Origin of the sequence: Anaerobiospirillum sp. NML120511, from assembly GCF_023050955.1 — a bacterium.
GTDB lineage: Bacteria > Pseudomonadota > Gammaproteobacteria > Enterobacterales > Succinivibrionaceae > Anaerobiospirillum.
The window spans coordinates 62,438-80,740 of record NZ_JALKIK010000015.1 but is presented as its reverse complement, the minus strand read 5'-3'; the positions used below and the strand labels follow the sequence as shown (position 1 = coordinate 80,740).

The following is an 18,303-nucleotide window of genomic DNA, read 5'->3' as shown; positions in this document are numbered from 1 at the left end:
AAGCTCAACAGCAGCTTTACGCCGCTTCAATGCATGTCAGCCGCAATCCTGAACCATTCATGCAGGCTGGGCTGTTTTGAGGCTGCTCTTAATCTGTGAGCATGCATCGCAAGAGCAGACAAGGCATTTGCTCATGCTGTGCAGAGCCTTTGCCCATGCTGTGCAGAGCCTTTGCTCATGCTGTCCATGGTCTTTGTCCATGCCATGCAGAGCCTTTGCCCATGCTATGCATAGCCCATATTGTCTATGGACTTGCTTAAGGCACGGAATGGGCAGATGAGGGTACGAGGCACCTTGATAAGGGCACCAACGCAGAGAATCTGTTTGCCTATCTTGAGTTCGCGGTTTACGAACATCAGACGGTAGGCACCGTCGACGGCTTCATCGTCACCATCAAGGGCAATGAAGTCACATACCTTCTTGTCCTTGGTGTACAGAGAAACTACCTGACCACGATTGATATGCTCGATATTTCCCATGTACGGAATGAAAGCGTGTTCAATCACGCGACGTGGCGCTGCCACGAAACGGTTGCAGGCTACGGCATTGAGAGCCAGCTCCATATTGATGGAGACATCCTGTTCGGACTCATTGTCGTAGACACCGATTTCATTCAATCCGGACATGAAGTCGTTGAGCAGCTGAGCATCGAGCACACAGAAAGGTGCGCCGTTCTCAGGGAAGACAGCAAGCTTCTGTACCTTGAAGTTGGTACGGAAAAAGTATCTGTTGCCATCATCAGAGGTGATGATCAGGCCAAGGTAGTTTCCGTCATCGATACTTTTGTACGACCAGGTCCATGACTCGCCAGGAGTTATCCGCATACCCGTAGTTCCTTAGACAGACGTAACTATAAGTTACTCAGTCCACTCAGCGCTTTAATCAGTGCCACACATGATCACAGTGCGACGGAGTCTCCGTTTTGCGAAGACACATGACGCAATTATACAACCATGAAAGCATGGATAACCATAGACAGCACGCCACAACAGGAATATCCTGCCATGGAATGCTCATTGCATCATTACCCGTACAATCCGGCACAGGCTCTGAGAGCACACACAAAACAGCCATGCAAAAACATGGTCTTGCCTGGTAATACTCAGCAGACGCCTTAAACGCTGCAGCACGATTCGCCTTGACGATATCGCGCAATAATACTCCAACCACCATTAACCGCACAGCACCATATCCTGTCAGGTTTACACCTGCAGGCCGGTCTAGCGGCACTCGTCATATCAGCCTGACCGGTTATCAGATACTTGCACGCGTCCCTGATAATTATGGTCCATGTCAAACTGACTGGAGGGCAGTTGCGACTGAAATAACAGTCCTTACACACTGTCGCCTGAGCTCACTGTCCCTGCCATGTCTGAGAGTGCTTCAGCAAACGCCGTTGTCTGCACTCATGACCGGATAATGAGCTGTATTTGATATCCCCGAAAATTCCGCATTCATCAGTCTCACAGCACTCTACAGAGGTAAGAGAGCAGGGCGGGCCATCACAACAGGAGATATCCAGTTTCAATTCTTGATTAAGCTTCGTAATACCTTACTGACCCTGATGATGGCAGGTGGGCCATAAAGCAAACGTTGCCTTATTTAGACTAACACAAACAGGCAAAAAATGTGTGTATATATTTTATTTTCCAACGCAAAATTAGCGCGGTGCCATATTTCAGCATGAAATTGATGGTTTTACGACCATTATTTTTCTACATAACCCCTCAGGGAAAATTCCATATATCTGCCATTACTGCCTTATTCATACTTGACTGTGCCCTGATTAAGGGCGATTTTGTAACTCGTCTTATCTGCTCTTTTCCGAACACATCCATCCATTCATTTAGATAAATCCAAACAGGCTGAAACTGAATACATTCAACAACGTCGTGCGTGTGCACCCATGCCGTATTAATCAGTGTCAGTGTCTGATAAATGCCGGATCCTGGTCACTGTTTATCCCTGCACACCGGCCACAAGGCCATTACAGCCCCCATAATCATGATTATGCCCTGCCATTGTTAAATTTCAGGGACAATCCCGACAAGTTAATCAACTAAATGCATACTTTCCTGGGAACAGCTGGGAATCGCCGGGAAACAAGAATAAAAATAATTCCCTTTTATTCCAGGCACACATCACAACTGACCCCAGCCCCGCCAGAAGAAAAACCAGGCCGCAAAATCCCAATTCAGCTCATAATTCCCGAGCTCCGCCTCTCCTCCACAGCCAATATCCGGAAGCCAATAAAGTTCAGCTGCCAGCTGCCCGCCCCGGGCATGCTCGTCCCCATCAGAGCTGTAGTCATAGCAGAGTCAAAGGCTCAGCATTCGCAGCCTCTTCCATGCTCCATACCTGACAAAAATCCAGCCACCCACATCCAGCTACATCCAGCCACATCCAGCCACATCCAGCTACATCCAGCCACATTCAGCTACAACCATCCAGGTGTCAACGACCTGCCATTTGCTTCCCTACGTACGTGCTGCGCACAGTGTGCTGAGAAGTGCCGAAATTTAAAACAGCTCCCTGCTTAAAGCAACTCTCTGATTAAAGAACCACTATTACCGGCTGAGCATTTTCTGTAGTCCGCTATGAGTGCAAGATTCATTGCGTTATTCATTACAGGTGCAAGTCATTTTCCCGGTATCTGCATACAGGGATTTCAGAGCTCCCTGCTCAGCAGGCTGAGAGCTCCTTGTCTAATGTGCCTGCCTGATATAACGTCGAGAATGGCAGTGCCCTCATATGGGCTAAATACGGGCTGTACCCAGGTATGACATAAATACGGGATGTGCAAAGGTATTTGCCAGATTGTGGATGCTGAACTGCTTCCAGAGTATTAAGTATTTGCGGGACCTTTGAGGCTGGACAGTTCCGGGCGAAATTTTTGCCGGGACAAAATCATCAGTAATGAGGCGCAGTGCTGGATTGAGATTGCAGTCAAAGTAGAGTTTTCAGGGAGCTAATGAAGGATATCAGGTGCTGAGGACTGACTCGGCAGCCGGACGGAAATGAGCGTCCATATTTAGCTCTGCCTGAGGAGTGGCTATTCATCTGGTTTTCACAGGCCCAAAACAAAAACAGACAGCCTGACGTACTGCAGGTGCTGCCTGTTTCCTGGAAATTAAATCTGATTTTCTGGCACTCAAATGCCGGAGCTGCAAGCATTACAGCTTGACGCATAGCACTGAGGCCACTGGCTGCAGCGCTTATGGTCAGATAAGAAGGCGCGGCTCCGGGCGCGAGATGCGGCAAATCGTATGAGCCCAGGCCTGATATGGCGTGGCCTTGACGGGCATGGCCCGGTTGCCGGGCATGGTTGGCTTGCATGGTTGTCTGGGCCGGTTGCCGGGCATGATTGCCTTGCATGGTTGCATGGGCCGGTTGCCGGGCTTAGACGTTGGAGACTATGTCCTGAATGAGGGATGGGCCCTGGTATACAAAGCCAGAGTAAACCTGCAGCAGTGAGGCGCCAGCCTGGAGCTTTTCGCGGGCGGCAATAACGCCGCTGATGCCGCCTACACCAATAATCGGGATCTGACCTTTAAGGTGACCGGCTACCTTTCTGAGTACCACAGTAGACTTGTGACGCAGAGGCTCACCTGACAAGCCGCCCCACTCACTTGCGTGTGGCAGACCATGAATCTCCTCGCGAGAGGTGGTGGTGTTAGTGCAGGTCATGCCGTCAACCTTGAGTTTGATGCAGGCATCGCATACGGCCTCGAGCTGTACATCATCAAGATCAGGGGCAATCTTGACCACCAGTGGAACATAGCGCCCACTTGAAGAGGCCAGCTTGCCCTGTTCGTTTTTCAGGGTGGTCAGCAGCTCCACCAGCGGGCCGGCCTCCTGCAGAGCTGTTAGATCGCGGGTATTTGGGCAGGAAATGTTTACAGCAATGTAATCGCAGTGGTTATAAACCTTGTTCATACAGTGCAGATAGTCATCAGCAGCCTTTTCAATAGGGGTAACTTCGTTCTTGCCAATAGAAACGCCCACAATGCCCTTGTATTTGCGTTTTAGCAGGTTCTGAACCAGAAAATCGACGCCCTTGTTGTTAAAGCCCATGCGGTTAATCAGACCATGGGCCTGCTTTACACGGAACATACGGGGACGGGCATTTCCGGCCTGAGACAAAGGAGTTACGGTGCCAAGCTCGAGGTGACCAAAACCAAGGGCTCCCAGAAAGTCTATGGCCTCGCCATTTTTATCAAGACCGGCAGCAAGTCCCAGCGGGTTATCAAACTTCAGACCCATTACCTCTACTGGACGGGAAGGCACCTGCTGACCAAAGAATCTGGTAAAAGGCTCAGATGAAAGCATATGAGCCACTTTCAGGGTCAGATCGTGGGCATTCTCCGGGTCCATGCTGAAGAGCAGAGGACGAATCAGATTTGGGTAGACAGAATAAATTGACATGAATTTCTCCACTGTTGCATGCAGCTCACAGAGCTTGCTGCACATGCCCTGGCAATTCCCGGCAGCATGACTGCGCGGACGCTGCCATCCAGCCCCTGAGCGCCATTATCTTTCCTGTGTAAAACAGGCAGCATGGAAACTTTTGCATCACTTACAGCCATAAACGGCCACCATGACCATTGATTCAGCATCAGCTGCAGCGTTATCACAGACCAGTGGCCTTGCAAGGCGTGACACCTCAGGCGCTGCCAGCTCCAGGCAGCTGCCGCATACTCTTACAGCTTAAACAAGAGCAGCTGCAGGTGGCCGGGCAATTTAGTTTTGGGAACGCTCAGTTTCGGGGCATGATGCCGCGCAGCACTCATTACTGGATGGTCCCAGCATTCATTGCCCATTACGGCGCAGGCTGTTGACGCTGTTGATGCTGCAGCTGGTACAGCCGGATGTGGTACCGGTCCGGGGACAGCCTGGTGCCGGGGCAGTATGTTATCCAGGATAAGGGCAGTATTCAGATGCGCTCAAGGCGAATGAATTTGTTCTGGGCAGTTACAACCAGACGGAATCTGCCCTGGATGCCTGAGCGAGTGGTAAAGCTGCGCAGGTGATTGGCATCAAGATCAACAACAACCCCCTCAAGGGAGCGTGCTCTGAGCCTGTGAACTGAACCACGGTACAGGCGCATCAGCTCTTCGGGATCGATATTGAGATTGAAATGATAGTAGCGCTCACCACTCATACTGAGTTCCTAAGACAGAATAATGCTTTTACAGATACTGATCGAAAAACTGCAGAGTCCTGAGACTCTGCAGTCATGGGTCCTTAAGGACCATAAATTCAGGCATTTTTTACCTGGCGTGACCCGGCCTCTGTACATATGTTAGAGCCTTAATCCAGGGACAGACCTGGAAGCACCATGCGGCAGCAGATTATTTTGCTGCCGCCATGGCGCCGCTCTCTGCCTCCCCCGCCGCTGCCGTATGGTGCGAGCTGGCGTCAGCTGCAGTGGCAGCCGGGGCAGCTGCAGCCAGCTGCAGTGGCAGCCGGGGCAGCTGCAGCCAGCTGCAGTGGCGGCCGGGGTCAGCTGCAGTCAGCGACTGTTGCTGGCGGCGGCGAGGGACAGGGTCAGTATTTAAGGTAAGAGTTCCCGGGGCGCGCTTGCGCCGGGAAGATTACTGCTGCTTGTTGCTCTCAAGGGCGGAGTTAATCTTCTCGTATACGGAACGGGAGAGATCAGGCAGAGCCTTGATCTTGTTGAGATACTCCTCAGCCTTGTTGATGCGGGTAATGTCCAGACGGTGATAGTTAATCATACCGTCCATGATGCGGGCAGCAACGGACGGATTGATACCATCGAGCTTCTTGACCACATCATGCATCAGCAGATAACCCATGCCATCACGACGGTGCAGAGCTACAGGGTTGTTGTAGCCCATGGTACCGATAAGGGCACGCACGCGGTTTGGATTGGTGATGTCAAAGCGTGGGTGATCCATGAGACGACGTACAGTCTTTACAGTTTCCTCACTGGAAACAGCGGCCTGAACAGAGAAGTACTTGTCAAAGGTAAGAGGATCATCGCTGTAACTCTGTTCAAAGCTGTCCAGCAGCTTGCTCTTGCAAGGCAGCTCCAGATCAACAGCAGCCTTGAGGGCAGCCAGTCGATCGGTCATGTTGTTGGCGTTCTCATAGGCATTGGAGATGAGATCATCGGCCTTAAGACCATCGTCATCGGCAATGTAGCCTACAGCAACCATGAACATGGCTGCATTATGCAGGGCACGCTGAGCAGCGCTCTGAGCATCATACTTGTACTTGGCAGTTGAGCGGGTACGGTGCTCCAGACCCTTGAAGTCAACTGCCAGAGCAGCGGCAATGGCAGAGCACAGCTTCTCGCGGGTGGCAGCCAGGCTGTCCAGATCGATCTTCTTGAAGGTCTCCATCAGAGTAATAAGGTCAGGCACAGTAATGAGCTTGGCCTTGAGCTGCATGTCGATAGACTCATCGTTAATGACATACTGCATGGCACGTATAATGGCCTCAGGCTCAGGCAGATCGCCATTCATGACCTTGTCAATGTTGGAGTGGATAAAGTCATTGATTAAGGACATGTAGGAGTCAACACGGATGAAAGGATCATCACAGTGCTGCAGCATTCTGATGTAGTCCTCAGTCTCATAGGTGGCCTTGAGCTTTACCGGAGCGGAGAAGTCACGCAGCACGGCTGGCAAAGTGCCCTCAGGCAGGCCTGTAAACTCAAAGCTCTGCTCCTCTTTAGTAAACATAAGCACGCCATTTTCTGGCAGCTCTGGAGGAACAACCTCAGATCCATCCGGAGCAATAAAGGAAGTGCGTACCGGAATAACAAATGGCTCCTTGGTATTTTGATTTGGAGTTGGAGGGGTGCTCTGCTTGAAGGTAAGTACCAGCTTGCATTTGCCAGTGCAGGATGCGCCCTGCGCTCCGCCCTGACCGGCATCGCTTTCAGTGGCAGCTTCTGCGGCGGCCTCAACTGCGGCGCCTGCTGCGGCATCCTGGGCTGCACTGGTGCCGGACTGGCCCTCAGGTGACTGAGCTGCGGCGCTGTCCTTACCTTCGGCATTGGCCTCGTCAGACTGCCAGTCCCAGGTGGCATAGAGCTCAGGGGTACCGGCCTGGGAGTACCAGCGACGGAACTGGCTCAGATCGGTCATGGAGGCTGTTTCCATGGTGAGGATAAAGTCCTCAATGGTGGCAGCCTGACCGTCATAGCGAGACAGATAATCAGCAATACCCTTCTGGAACTTTTCTTCGCCCAGAATGGTATGAATCATACGGATAACTTCAGCACCCTTGTCGTAGATAGTGACGGTGTAGAAGTTGTTCATCTCCATTACCTGCTCTGGACGTACCGGATGGGCCATTGGGCCTGCATCCTCGGCAAACTGACGGGAGCGGATAACGTTGATGGCATCAAGACGGGTCAGCACACGGCTGTTAACATCGCTTGAGAATTCCTGGTCACGGAATACGGTGAGACTTTCCTTTAAGGACAGCTGGAACCAGTCACGCAGGGTAACACGGTCACCGGTCCAGTTATGGAAGTACTCATGACCGATAACGCCCTGAACTGTGTAGTAATTGGTATCGGTAGCAGTCTGAGGATCAACGAGCACGCAGCTGGAGTTGAAGATATTCAGGCCCTTGTTTTCCATGGCGCCGAAGTTGAAGAAGTCCACAGCTACTACCTTGAAGTTATCAAGGTCATACTCAAGATTGAAGCGGGACTCATCCCATGCCATGGAATCCTTGATGGACTGCATGGCCCACAGGGCACGGTCATAGGCTCCACGGTCAACATACAGACCGAGCTTAACCTCACGGCCGGAGCGGGTTACAAAGGTGTCCTCGATAATATCGAAAGTACCGGCAACCAGAGCAAAGAGGTAGGATGGCTTAGGGAAAGGATCTTCCCAGGTGGTGTAGTACTTTCCGTTCTTAACACCTGAGTCTACCAGGTTACCGTTACTTAACAGTACGCCGCAGCCGTAATCAGGACCAATAATGGTTACACGGTACCTGGCAAGAACATCAGGACGGTCAAGGAAGTAGGTGATGCGGCGGAAGCCCTCAGGCTCACACTGGGTACAAAAGCAGCCTGAAGACTTGTACAGGCCCATTAAGGAGGTGTTCTGAGCAGGATTAATCACACACTCGGTAGTGAGTTCGAAATCATCAGGGACCTCAAAAACCACCAGCTCGTTCTCATTGACGTTGTACTTGCATGGCTGACCATTTAACAGTACGTCATTGAGCTTGAGGTCCTCACCGTCAAGGCGCAGCGGTGCCTTGCTGTCAGAGGTCTGACGGACATAGTGGGCAGTAGAACGTACCACTGTATAATCATCGCCCAGCTGGAAAGTCAGATCGATGTCAGTAGCTGTAAACTCAGGCTTTTTGTAATCAAGTCTTTTTTTGGCCTTGAAATTACTGTTTGCCATCCTATTCTCCTCTGATCAAAACAAACGGTCCGCATACTATAGAACGGCCTTTCCCTATAAGTCAAACCGCACCTTCCATGCAGGTCAAACCTCCCTTTCCGTGCAGGTTAAACTGCACTTTCCCTGTTGCCAGACCCTGCCTGAAAGCCACAAAATCCATGCCCACGACCACTGCTCTGCCCACCAGGCGCACCCAGGGCCAGAGCGCAGTATCCCACGCCACTGCAAGGCAGCTCACAGCCCGCCTCAGCTCCTGCTCAAAGCAGTCAAGTCAGGTAAATATCTGTCCGGCCCCCTGCCCTTTTTGAATGCCCTGTCCCCTGTCATAGTCCGCCTTGGGGCATCTGCCTCAGAATCGATTCACCACACTCTTTGCACACCGTCCAGCCCTGCAGCTGCTGGCAGCCAGGTATGGCGCACAGCCCCTGGCTGCTCTGCCACCGGTGCCCAGGGCCATGTATGTCGCACAGCCCCTGGCTGCTCTGCTACCGGTGCCCAGGGCCATGGCCTTAGGCATTGAGGGCTGGGGCCGTGCCTGGCATGGCCGGGCATGGCCTTGCCTGTGGTCAGGATCGGCCTTGCTTATGTGATTGTGCCGGGCTGAAAATGAAAAAAGCAGAGTCCTTTGTGAACTCTGCTCTTTGCTGTTAATGCTGTGGAGCCAGGCGGATATGGCCGCTGGCGGCGTTGTCCTTGCTGGCCACCGCCTCATCGCGAGGCCATACGCTTGGGTACAGACTGTCGTTTAAGTGTACTGAGGTGGACTTGCGGGCACTGTCTTCAAGCAGGGCCTTGAACTCGCTGTCAGACACTCTTAAAAAAGTGTCGTCCTCATTGGCTGTACGCCATGGACCAAGCAGGGCGCCATCCTCGTCCATGTTGTTAATCTCGCCAGTGGCGGTAATACGGCTGTACGGCTGGCCATCAAGAGTGTGGTGAATAACCTCATCCTCAGCAGCACTTGCCATTGCCGGGGCTTCTGCCTTTTCCTTGCTGTCAGTAACTGCAGCTGAAAGAATTGCCTTGTCTGCAGCATCAGCGGCTGCTGGAGCTGCCTTGTCGTGAGCTGCTGAAGCTGCGCCGGCAGCACCGCCGCCGGTACGGTTCATGGCAGCCTGAGCATCGGCTGCGCCGGCGGCTGTTGACATGTCAGGGGCAGCTGAAGCCTTGCCGCTGTCATTGAGGCTGTCCATGCGGGAGATGGAGGTAATCTTGTTTTCAATTACGCGCTGAGCTTCAGGACGGGCTGGCATGGCAGCAGCACCTGGAGGTGACTGGGTACCCTTGCCCTCAGAGAGCTCATCACGCTCTACCTGGTAGCGGTTGAATACAGGAACAGGCTGGGCATCATAGACCTTGAGCTTCTGGGCATCGGCAAAGTCAGAGGCAATGGCCAGAGCCTCGTTGAGGATATTATCCTCAAACTCAAAGTCATCAGGCAGATCCTTGACCTTCTTGACCGGGGCCTTGCCCATCAGAGCCAGACGCTCATTGGTGCTCTTAAGAGCATGCTCGTCGTCTTCCTTCTTCATTTTCTTACGCTTATCAAGGTTTACAGAAATGACTTTCTTCTCCTTGAGAGCATAGTAACGATCGAGGTCGGCCTGGATAATCTTGAAAGCACGGCTCTTGCTGATACGCTCCTGGCTTCTGCGGGCCAGCTCAGGGACGTAGGCGGCAATGTTCAGATAGCCGTCAAAAGCTACAGGATTGATCTTGTCCCATGGCAGAGCATTGACCTCAGAGCTCTCACCAAATTCCTTGTTGTCAATAATGGCTGGCAGGAAGATATCAGGTGAAACACCCTCAAGCTGGGTAGAGCCGCCATTGATACGGTAGAACTTGGCAATGGTGTAGTGGATTGAGCCCAGTTCGGCATCATTGAAGTCATAGACACGGGCCAGAGGCTTGGACTGCTGTACAGTACCCTTGCCAAAGGAGGTGTCGCCTACTACCAGAGCACGGCCGTAGTCACGCAGAGCAGCAGCCATAATCTCGGAACTGGATGCGGACAGACGGTTAATCAGCACTACCAGAGGACCGTCGTAAGCTACGGACGGATCGGTATCAAACTGTGGAATCACGTTGCCACGGGCGTCACGAACCAGAACGATTGGACCCTGCTTGATAAACAGACCGGAGGACAGTGTAGCCTCAGGCAGCAGACCGCCACCGTTGTTACGCAGGTCGACAATCAGAGCATCAACCTTGCCCTCTTTCTTGACGCGGGCAATTTCACGGGCAATATCCTGATGCAGATTGGTGTAGAAGCTCTTGATCTTGAGCACGGCAATCTTCTTGCCGTCAACTTCCTTCATCTCAATCTTGGCTTCAGAATCCTGCAGACGTACCTTGTCGCGGATAATATCCACGCTGAAAGTAGTCATCTGGGAACCCTCGCCACGCTCGATGTCCAGGGTAACCCTGGTGCCCTTAGGGCCCTTAATCTTCTTGACTACCTCATTAAGACGCCAGCCAATGATGTCCTCATAGGAACCGTCAGCCTGACGTACGCCTACGATCTTGTCCTTGGCCTTGAGCTTCTTGCACATTTCGGCAGGAGAGCCTGGCAGAATGGAGTTGATAACTGTGTACTCATCCTCGGAGGTCAGTACGGCGCCTATACCCTCGAGGGAAAGATTGAGGTTATCGTTGAAATTCTCGCTGTCCTCAGGGCTTAGATAGCTGGTGTGAGGGTCAATGGCTGTAGCAAAGCTGTTTTCAAATACAGAGAAAACGTCCTCAGAACGAATCTGGGAGAGCTTGGCCAGTGCGGCATTGTAGCGGCGCATGAGGCGCTTGCTGGCTTCTTCAGGAGTCTTGTCAGAGAGCAACTGCAGAATATAGTCATTCTTGAGCTCATTGATCCACTGTCTCTGAAGAGCAGTCTCATCAGGCAGGAACTCAGCATCCTTGCGGTTGAACTCAACCTGGTCATCGGTGGTCAGATCAATTTTTTTGTTCTTGATCATGTCCACAAAGAAGGAGTACTTGTTGAAGCGCTTTTTGATGGAGCTGTTGTAGATCTCGTAAGGGTAGCTCAGATCGCACAGCAAAATAGCGCGGACGATACGGTCGCGGTTGGCGTAAATCTCGTCAACTTCAGCACGTGTAAAGATGCTCTTGTTATAGTCCATGTAGTACAGATACTGCTTGATGACCTTGTCAGCAAAAGCATTATCGACATCAATGGCCTTATAGTGAGCGCGAATGAAGCTGTTGGCCGTGCGGGTACAGGCTGTCTGGTGGATACCCTCAGGCTCCAGGACAGGCAGTTCTTCAAAAGTTGGTACCGATAATTTGGCATTAGCAGTCAGCGAACAGGCAAGGGCCGCTACTCCTAATGCAATTCTGGACAATTTAAGCACAGCTCAAGCTACCTCTTTGTGCCAAAAAAACATGTCAGTCATCGGGACCTCATGTCCTTCAGACTGTAAAAACCATAATCCCGCCCTCCTGCACCAAGGCAGGCCTGAGCAGGCAGAAAATATTCTATTGCTGACACTGCCAGCTGTCACAGTGCTGGCTTAAGCTCTCCACAAAGAGCTGCGGCACTGGCTTATGCACCGTTTAAGGACAGAGAAAACTCTGCCTGAATACGGTGAATATACCCTTTTGACAGGCCATGGCGGCCAGTGGGCGTAAAAACCCGCATGCTATAATAGCATGATGCAATTAGAACCAAATTAGTATAGCTGAAAATTACTGTTCAGCCAGCTCCCTCAAATAAGCCGCGCAGCACACAGCACCAAAGCGGATCAGCCCCTGAGCCACATAACAGCGCCATTCCTGCCTGACAGACAAAGCACGCTCTGAGCCGTGCCCACACACCCGACCCTCCCCTCAAAACAGGTGTCAGCCGTACAGGCATACATCCAGACAGATGGACATGCATCCAGACAGACGGGCATGCATGCAGCTGGCATGCATGCCCACTCTTAGCGCCCGGCTCATGACCTGCAAAAGCACCATGTCAGGCTACGCTAAGCAGGCTAAGGCCCAGGGCTCACGCCCCTGCCTGCCATGACGGCCAGCGACGAGGGCGTGAGCCCTGAGCAGGCGCGATTTGGGTTGTTTTTTGCGGCTGCAAAAACAAACATGCCGGACCCGCGAGGATACCGGCATGCTGTTGAACTGAAAGTAAGCCTTTGCAATACGCTGTCAGCAGGCAAATGCATTCTGACAGCCTGTCAGGGCTACTGCTGGGCAGTACCGTCAGGACGACCGCCCTGAGACTGGGAGTGACCATGGCCACCGCCAGGACGACGGTTGTTATTGTTGTTATAACGACCGTTGTTGTTTGGACGTGGTCCACGGCTGTTAAAGTGGCCACCCTGACCATTGCGCTTTGGACGTGGAGCGCCACCACCGGTGCTCAGATATACTCTGTTTAATGGGACAGAGGCTGGAATGCCGTTGTTCAGGGTGATACTTACTACATCGCCCTTGAGTGGCTCACTGACAGTGCCCTTGACGTAGCTGCGCTCTGTGGAGATATACACATAGCGGCCTGGGCGGATATCTGATTCCTTGGCTGGCTCGTAAGTGCGCTGCGGAGCACCGTTACGGTTGTTAAAGCGACGCTGGCCGTTGTTCTGGCCATCACGACTGAAGCGGCGCTGACCATCCTGACCTTCACCTGGACGGCGTGGACCGCGACCCTGAGGACGGCCCTGTGGCTTCTTAGGACGGGCTGGACGGCGCTTGGAGTTGATCTCGGTAAAGCGGGTGCGGGCATACTCTGCATGCTCGGCATTTACCGCATCCACCTCATTGCCATTGAGATCCACACGCATGGCGCCTTCACGAACACTGTAGAAATAGCGCAGACGGGTGGTGTAGACACGTACGGCAGCACGCACCTTGGAGATGGACAGGCCCTCGATATCAGCAACTAATGGCTTGAGATCCTCAAGAATACCGATCTTTAAAGGCTTGCAGTCGCCCTCTTTGATAAAGGCTTTTGGGAAGTGTACATAAAGCAGCTCCAGGGCTTCCTTGATGTGCTCCTGGTGAGTACCGCCATTATCGCCATCAGCGCTCTGGTTGTCAGCTGCGACCTTTTCATCAGCTGCAGGGGCAGCAGCAGTGTTTTCAAGCTCTGCTGAGCCGTCAGCTAAAGTATCTCTGTTTTCCACTAAAAAACTCCAAATCGCTGGTTCCATGGACTAAAAAGCCAAAAAGTCCTGATAAGAACAGATTGTGCTGTATGGCCAGGCCACGGGCAGCAATCGTCCCCGGCAAAACTCTCGTTAACACAATCTAAGAACCCTGAAGCACCTGAACAGCCGGCGCCAACGATATCGCCCTGTTAAGTAAAGCTCTTAGTACGTGCCTTCATGCCGCCCGGAGCTGAGCATGAGACTAAAAAAAACAGACTGCTGAAGCCAGTAACCGGCGGTTCCGTCACTCCATGACGGCACATAAAGCTGCTGACCGGCCCATAAAAAGGCCCTTATGAGTCTGAAAGGAAAAACCAATACCTCTCATGATGCAATTTTCCCGCAGCTAAATCAACATTTATATGTAGTTACAGGCAAGATATCCTGACTTGCATATATATGAAAAGCTGCAGCTGCCCGTACTGGCCGGGCCCGTGCACCATATCGGCTGTCTGTCAGCCGATTTTGTCCAGATTCTGTTACTGCACCAGACAGTCATTGCCCCCCAACAACAATACCCCGCGCTCCCGTACCTGCCTCAAATACATCACGCATTTGACTCTGGCAACAGACAGCAGGCAGCACTGTGGCTTAAAGGTGCATGCGCCCGCCCGGCACAGCACCTTGGCCGCCCTGGTACATCCTGGTACATCCTGGCAAGCCCCGCCAGGATTAACCTGCCCATCGTGATTGTGATGCAAGGCAGGAATCAGCTGACAGTCACGCTGGTCTTGCCACGCTGGTCATATCCAGCAATGACCGACAAAAGGCCATAAGGCTGTACTGGAAGTGACCAGAGCTCATGACGCTGTGACTTGAACCCGTCTCTAAGTGTGGTGACGGGACAGTTCTGCAAATCTTTACAGAGGCTCAGTGCACCCTTGCTGTTTTGCTTACAGCCTGCATACTGCAGGCGCAGTGGCCTGCGACTGCAGTATGCAGGAAGATTTGCGGATGTGTACTTGCTCAGATTGCTGGCACCCTGGTCATTGAGATTGCCGGGTATGGCTACTTGCCCTGGGATGCAAAAATTCGGTTGACGCGCTCGAGATCGGCTGCGGTATCTACACCAGTCTCTGGAGGACGTTCGGTGGTGGCAACTGCTATCTTCATGCCGTAATGCAGCAGACGCAACTGCTCAAGAGATTCGGCTACTTCAATAGCAGCAGGCTCTTTTTGCAGATAGTCCAGAATGGTAGCAGCTCTATATCCATAAATGCCAATGTGGTGATAGTGCTTGAACTTGAGCTCGGTGACTGCCTGCTGTCCCTGAGCAAAATTGTCGCGCTCATAAGGAATAGGAGTACGGCTGAAGTACAGGGCAAAATTGTCTTTGTCCATAACTACCTTTACGCAGTTAGGGTCAAAGACATCATCAATGCTGCTGATTGGGTTGCAAAGAGTGGACATCTGAGCACCGGAGCTTGCCAGCAGTGCAGCTACCTCATCTATATGATCGCGTGTAATCAGAGGCTCATCGCCCTGAACATTGACCACAATGGTCTGAGGATCAATGTTTCTAATACGCAGCATCTCAGCAATTCGCTCTGTACCTGAACGTGGATTCTGAGAGGTCATAAATACGGTAAGACGGCTGTCCTGACGGCTGAGCGGTTCCAGAGCCTGAGCCACCAGCTCATGATCTACGCAGGCTACGACTTCACTTGCTGAAGACTCCAGAGCCTTCTGACAGACTCTGACAATCATAGGAGCGCCACCAACGTCAGCAAGCGGCTTGCCTGCAAGGCGTGTGGAGGCATAGCGTGCCGGAATAGCCACCATGTAGTCGACATTTTTGCTCATGATATTAGTCCTCTGTGCCGCCTCATAAAGGCTGAAAATATGCTGTACTCACCACCAGCTGGCCTAAGTCACAGCAAAGTGCTTAAGCTCAGATGGCTTTACCGTTCAGACCAAACCTCAGTGAAGGTACAAACCAGTTAAAACCAGTGGGGTGCAGCTGAGCCTGAACATGTTACTGATGCCGCCCGGTCAGCTCTTATATACCTTTTGTATAAGGTATCAGCCAGCCTACTTACGGCGCTTGAGCTCGCGTGGCAGTGCATCAGGATCGAAATCGCGACGCTGCTTTTTCAAAGAAAAAATGTCCTTGCCATCATCATGCGCCTTAACGCTTCTGTGGTCATTGATGCTCTCAGAGACAGAACTGTCCCTGCCTTTTGCTTCCCCTGCAGCTGAGCTGGCAGCATTGTCAGTCTGACCGGCATTGTCTGCCATATCGTCCTTGTCTGCCATATCGTCCTTGTCTGTCCGAGCGGACTGATTATCGTCTGGGGCATCGACCCTGGCGGAATCTGAACTGCTGGCTGAGCTGCTCTCTGCTCCGGTTGCGTTGCTGGCTGCTCCGGTTGCGTTGCCGACTTCTCCGGTTGCGTTGCCGGCTTCTCCAGTTGTGCTGCTCTCTGTAAGATTCTGTTCTTCAGCGGTGTCAGGGGAGTCGGAGCTGTCGTCATCGCCTGAGCGTGATGACTTGGACTTAAGGCTCTTTTTCAGGGACTTGTGCTCCTTGCCCTCGCTATCATCATCGCCCAGATGGGCTCCATCATGAGCACCGTCATTAGCACTGTCGCTGTTTGCAGTTGAGCTGCTCATGCTGCTCTCATATGAGTGATGAGCTGAATACTCGGAATGAACGGACTCAGCGCCATTGTCATACTGTGCATCAGGATTGTCAGCATCGCGTTCCAGATCCTCAGGTGCAATGGCAGGAGTAGTATCCGGCGTCATTGGGGCAGCGGCTGGAGATGGATTGGTATTGGCATGAATGGCCGCCCAGCGGGCATTGTGCTCAGCTACTTCCTCAAGAGAATCCACCAGATCAATTTCAGGTCTGATGTAGCCGGCCTTTTCACGTTCCTTGAGGCGCTTTTCCACACGGGAGCGGCTCTGCTTTACCTTGCCTACTACATCATCATAGAACTGTTTGCTCAGGTGAGCACTGACGTTGAGGACAAAGACATTGGAAAGATTGTTACGTGCAGCCTCTGACTGATACTTGATGGCATCCTTGGAGGTCATGACAACAGGTCCTTTGGAGGCCAGAGCAGCAAGGCGCTCGTAATCAATACGGTCATGATCGCCTACTTCAACACGCTCGGCTACAGTAAAGCCGCAGTCTTCAAGGGTCTTGTAGAAACGGTCAGGATTGCCAATACCTGCAAGAGCAATCACACGGCTCTTTGGCTGCAGTACTTCCTGTGACTTGAGGTTAAGCGGCACTATGGAACTCTGCTTGAGGACCATAGGAAAATAGCCAAGGTGGGCCACAGCACCGGATACTACTACAGTATCAACGGTTTTAAGACGCCAGCGGGCCTCACGCAGGGGACCGGCTGGAAGCAGATGACCGTTACCCAGCATACGGGCACCGTCGAGCACACAAATCTCAACATCACGATCAAGAGCGTAATGCTGCAGACCATCATCGGTAATGATGAGGTCAACCCCCAGTCCGACCAGGTAGTCAGCGCCACGGTTACGCTGCGGATCGATAACTACAGGGGCACCGGTCTCACGGCGTATCAGACATGGCTCATCACCATAAATAACAGGATCGGCATCCAGTGGAACCTGAGCCGGGAACTGGGCACCTTTGGCCTTGTATCCACGGCTGAGCACACCAGGATTGAAACCACGGGCACGCAGCTCCTTTACCAGGGCAATACAGATAGGAGTCTTGCCACTGCCACCGACAGTGATACCACCTACTACAACTACCGGGACCACAGGGCCTTCAGTTTTACACAGACCATTGGCATAAAAAGCACGCCTTGCGGCAGCAACCACGCCAAAAAGTGATGAAAAAGGCAGCAGCGGCAGCTGCAGTAAAAATGAGGTAATGTTTCGTCCGTACCAGATATTATTTAGAAAAGACACTCTCTTGTCCCCGGAAACAGCGTGAACCTGATTAATAAAAGGGCATGATTATACCATGAACCCCGGCATTGGACAGCAGACCATGCCTGGCACCGGACGAAAAATTCCCAGCCATTCCCCGCCTGTCCCCGCGCCCCTGCAAAAGCATTCCCGGCGGCCCCGTCTGAGATTATGACAAAGCATGACAGCATAAGTTCCGTGCCAGAGAGAACTTACGTCAAGATTACTCCATCATCAGCCCAGCCAGTACCAGCAAAAGCGCAGACCTCTGCCCATAAGCAATGACTCAGACAGCGGCACTGATATAAAGAATCATCGCCCATTACATGAGCCCCAGCCCTGACAGGCCCTGCTCTGCCATGCACTGCCCTGTCAGGCCAGGCAATAACCTTGTCCTGACATTACCGGCGGGGAACCAGGAAAGGCTATTGACCGCATGCAGGGATCAGGTGTCAGAGCAACAGGAGTTTTGTGCAGTTCATAATGCAGGTGCCTGAATAACAGGTAACCGGTACAACTGACTAAATTACAAGCCAGATTTTGTTGTACTCTGAGCTTACGGTCGTCAGTCAGCCCCGCTGTGTCCCAGCAAAACCGCTTCAGGGAATATTGCTGCCTGGAATATTGCAGCAGTCATTTGCAGCACTGGATTTACTTCATGATCATCTCTGGAGGGAGTTCTTGTTTGTCAGCAAGGCAGGCAGGTATGCATGCATGCATGTTCAGGTCATTGGCTGATGTCATCAGATTTTTGTGCTCCAGGATTTTGTGCAGCTGGATGCCGCGTCAGCTCATTTAATGCAGGGAAAGCGGGTATATGCGCTTTTGTGGAGCGAAAATGC

General features: G+C 52.3%; 8 protein-coding genes. All 8 read right to left on the bottom strand.

Annotated elements, in window-relative coordinates; translation table 11 throughout:
* Positions 1-224 precede the first annotated feature (224 nt).
* The 8 genes from MXE39_RS06035 to lpxK all read right to left on the bottom strand — a co-directional run bounded on the left by MXE39_RS06035 (position 225) and on the right by lpxK (position 17,461).
* The gene (locus MXE39_RS06035) at positions 225-824 is read right to left on the bottom strand and encodes a cell division protein ZapC domain-containing protein (protein WP_246977194.1); all 600 of its coding nucleotides are present in this window, start codon (positions 822-824) and stop codon (positions 225-227) included.
* 2,575 nt (positions 825-3,399) lie between these two features.
* Positions 3,400-4,425 carry a quinone-dependent dihydroorotate dehydrogenase gene (gene pyrD / locus MXE39_RS06030; RefSeq protein WP_246977193.1) on the bottom strand — a complete coding sequence of 342 codons (1,026 nt, stop codon included), beginning with the start codon at positions 4,423-4,425 and terminating at the stop codon, positions 3,400-3,402.
* Positions 4,426-4,933: 508 nt separating this feature from the next.
* Positions 4,934-5,161: a DUF2835 family protein gene (locus MXE39_RS06025; RefSeq protein WP_246977192.1), complete on the bottom strand. Its 228-nt coding sequence runs from the start codon at positions 5,159-5,161 to the stop codon at positions 4,934-4,936.
* 433 nt (positions 5,162-5,594) lie between these two features.
* Positions 5,595-8,402, bottom strand: coding sequence for an aminopeptidase N (gene pepN / locus MXE39_RS06020; RefSeq protein ID WP_246977191.1), 2,808 nt, complete (start codon positions 8,400-8,402; stop codon positions 5,595-5,597).
* 647 nt (positions 8,403-9,049) lie between these two features.
* Positions 9,050-11,770 carry a carboxy terminal-processing peptidase gene (locus MXE39_RS06015; RefSeq protein ID WP_247073858.1) on the bottom strand — a complete coding sequence of 907 codons (2,721 nt, stop codon included), beginning with the start codon at positions 11,768-11,770 and terminating at the stop codon, positions 9,050-9,052.
* Between the two features lie 828 nt (positions 11,771-12,598).
* Complete coding sequence (locus tag MXE39_RS06010) at positions 12,599-13,540, bottom strand: ProQ/FINO family protein (RefSeq protein WP_246977189.1); 942 nt, start codon at positions 13,538-13,540, stop codon at positions 12,599-12,601.
* A 1,032-nt stretch (positions 13,541-14,572) separates the two neighbouring features.
* The gene (gene kdsB, locus MXE39_RS06005; RefSeq protein ID WP_246977188.1) at positions 14,573-15,367 is read right to left on the bottom strand and encodes a 3-deoxy-manno-octulosonate cytidylyltransferase; all 795 of its coding nucleotides are present in this window, start codon (positions 15,365-15,367) and stop codon (positions 14,573-14,575) included.
* 228 nt (positions 15,368-15,595) lie between these two features.
* Positions 15,596-17,461 carry a tetraacyldisaccharide 4'-kinase gene (lpxK, locus tag MXE39_RS06000; RefSeq protein ID WP_246977187.1) on the bottom strand — a complete coding sequence of 622 codons (1,866 nt, stop codon included), beginning with the start codon at positions 17,459-17,461 and terminating at the stop codon, positions 15,596-15,598.
* Positions 17,462-18,303 lie beyond the last annotated feature (842 nt).

Coding starts and splice junctions, on each gene's coding strand:
- MXE39_RS06035 (WP_246977194.1), bottom strand. CDS start 824: ATGCGGATAACTCCTGGCGAGTCATGGACCTGGTCGTACAAAAGTATC.
- pyrD (WP_246977193.1), bottom strand. CDS start 4,425: ATGTCAATTTATTCTGTCTACCCAAATCTGATTCGTCCTCTGCTCTTC.
- MXE39_RS06025 (WP_246977192.1), bottom strand. CDS start 5,161: ATGAGTGGTGAGCGCTACTATCATTTCAATCTCAATATCGATCCCGAA.
- pepN (WP_246977191.1), bottom strand. CDS start 8,402: ATGGCAAACAGTAATTTCAAGGCCAAAAAAAGACTTGATTACAAAAAG.
- kdsB (WP_246977188.1), bottom strand. CDS start 15,367: ATGAGCAAAAATGTCGACTACATGGTGGCTATTCCGGCACGCTATGCC.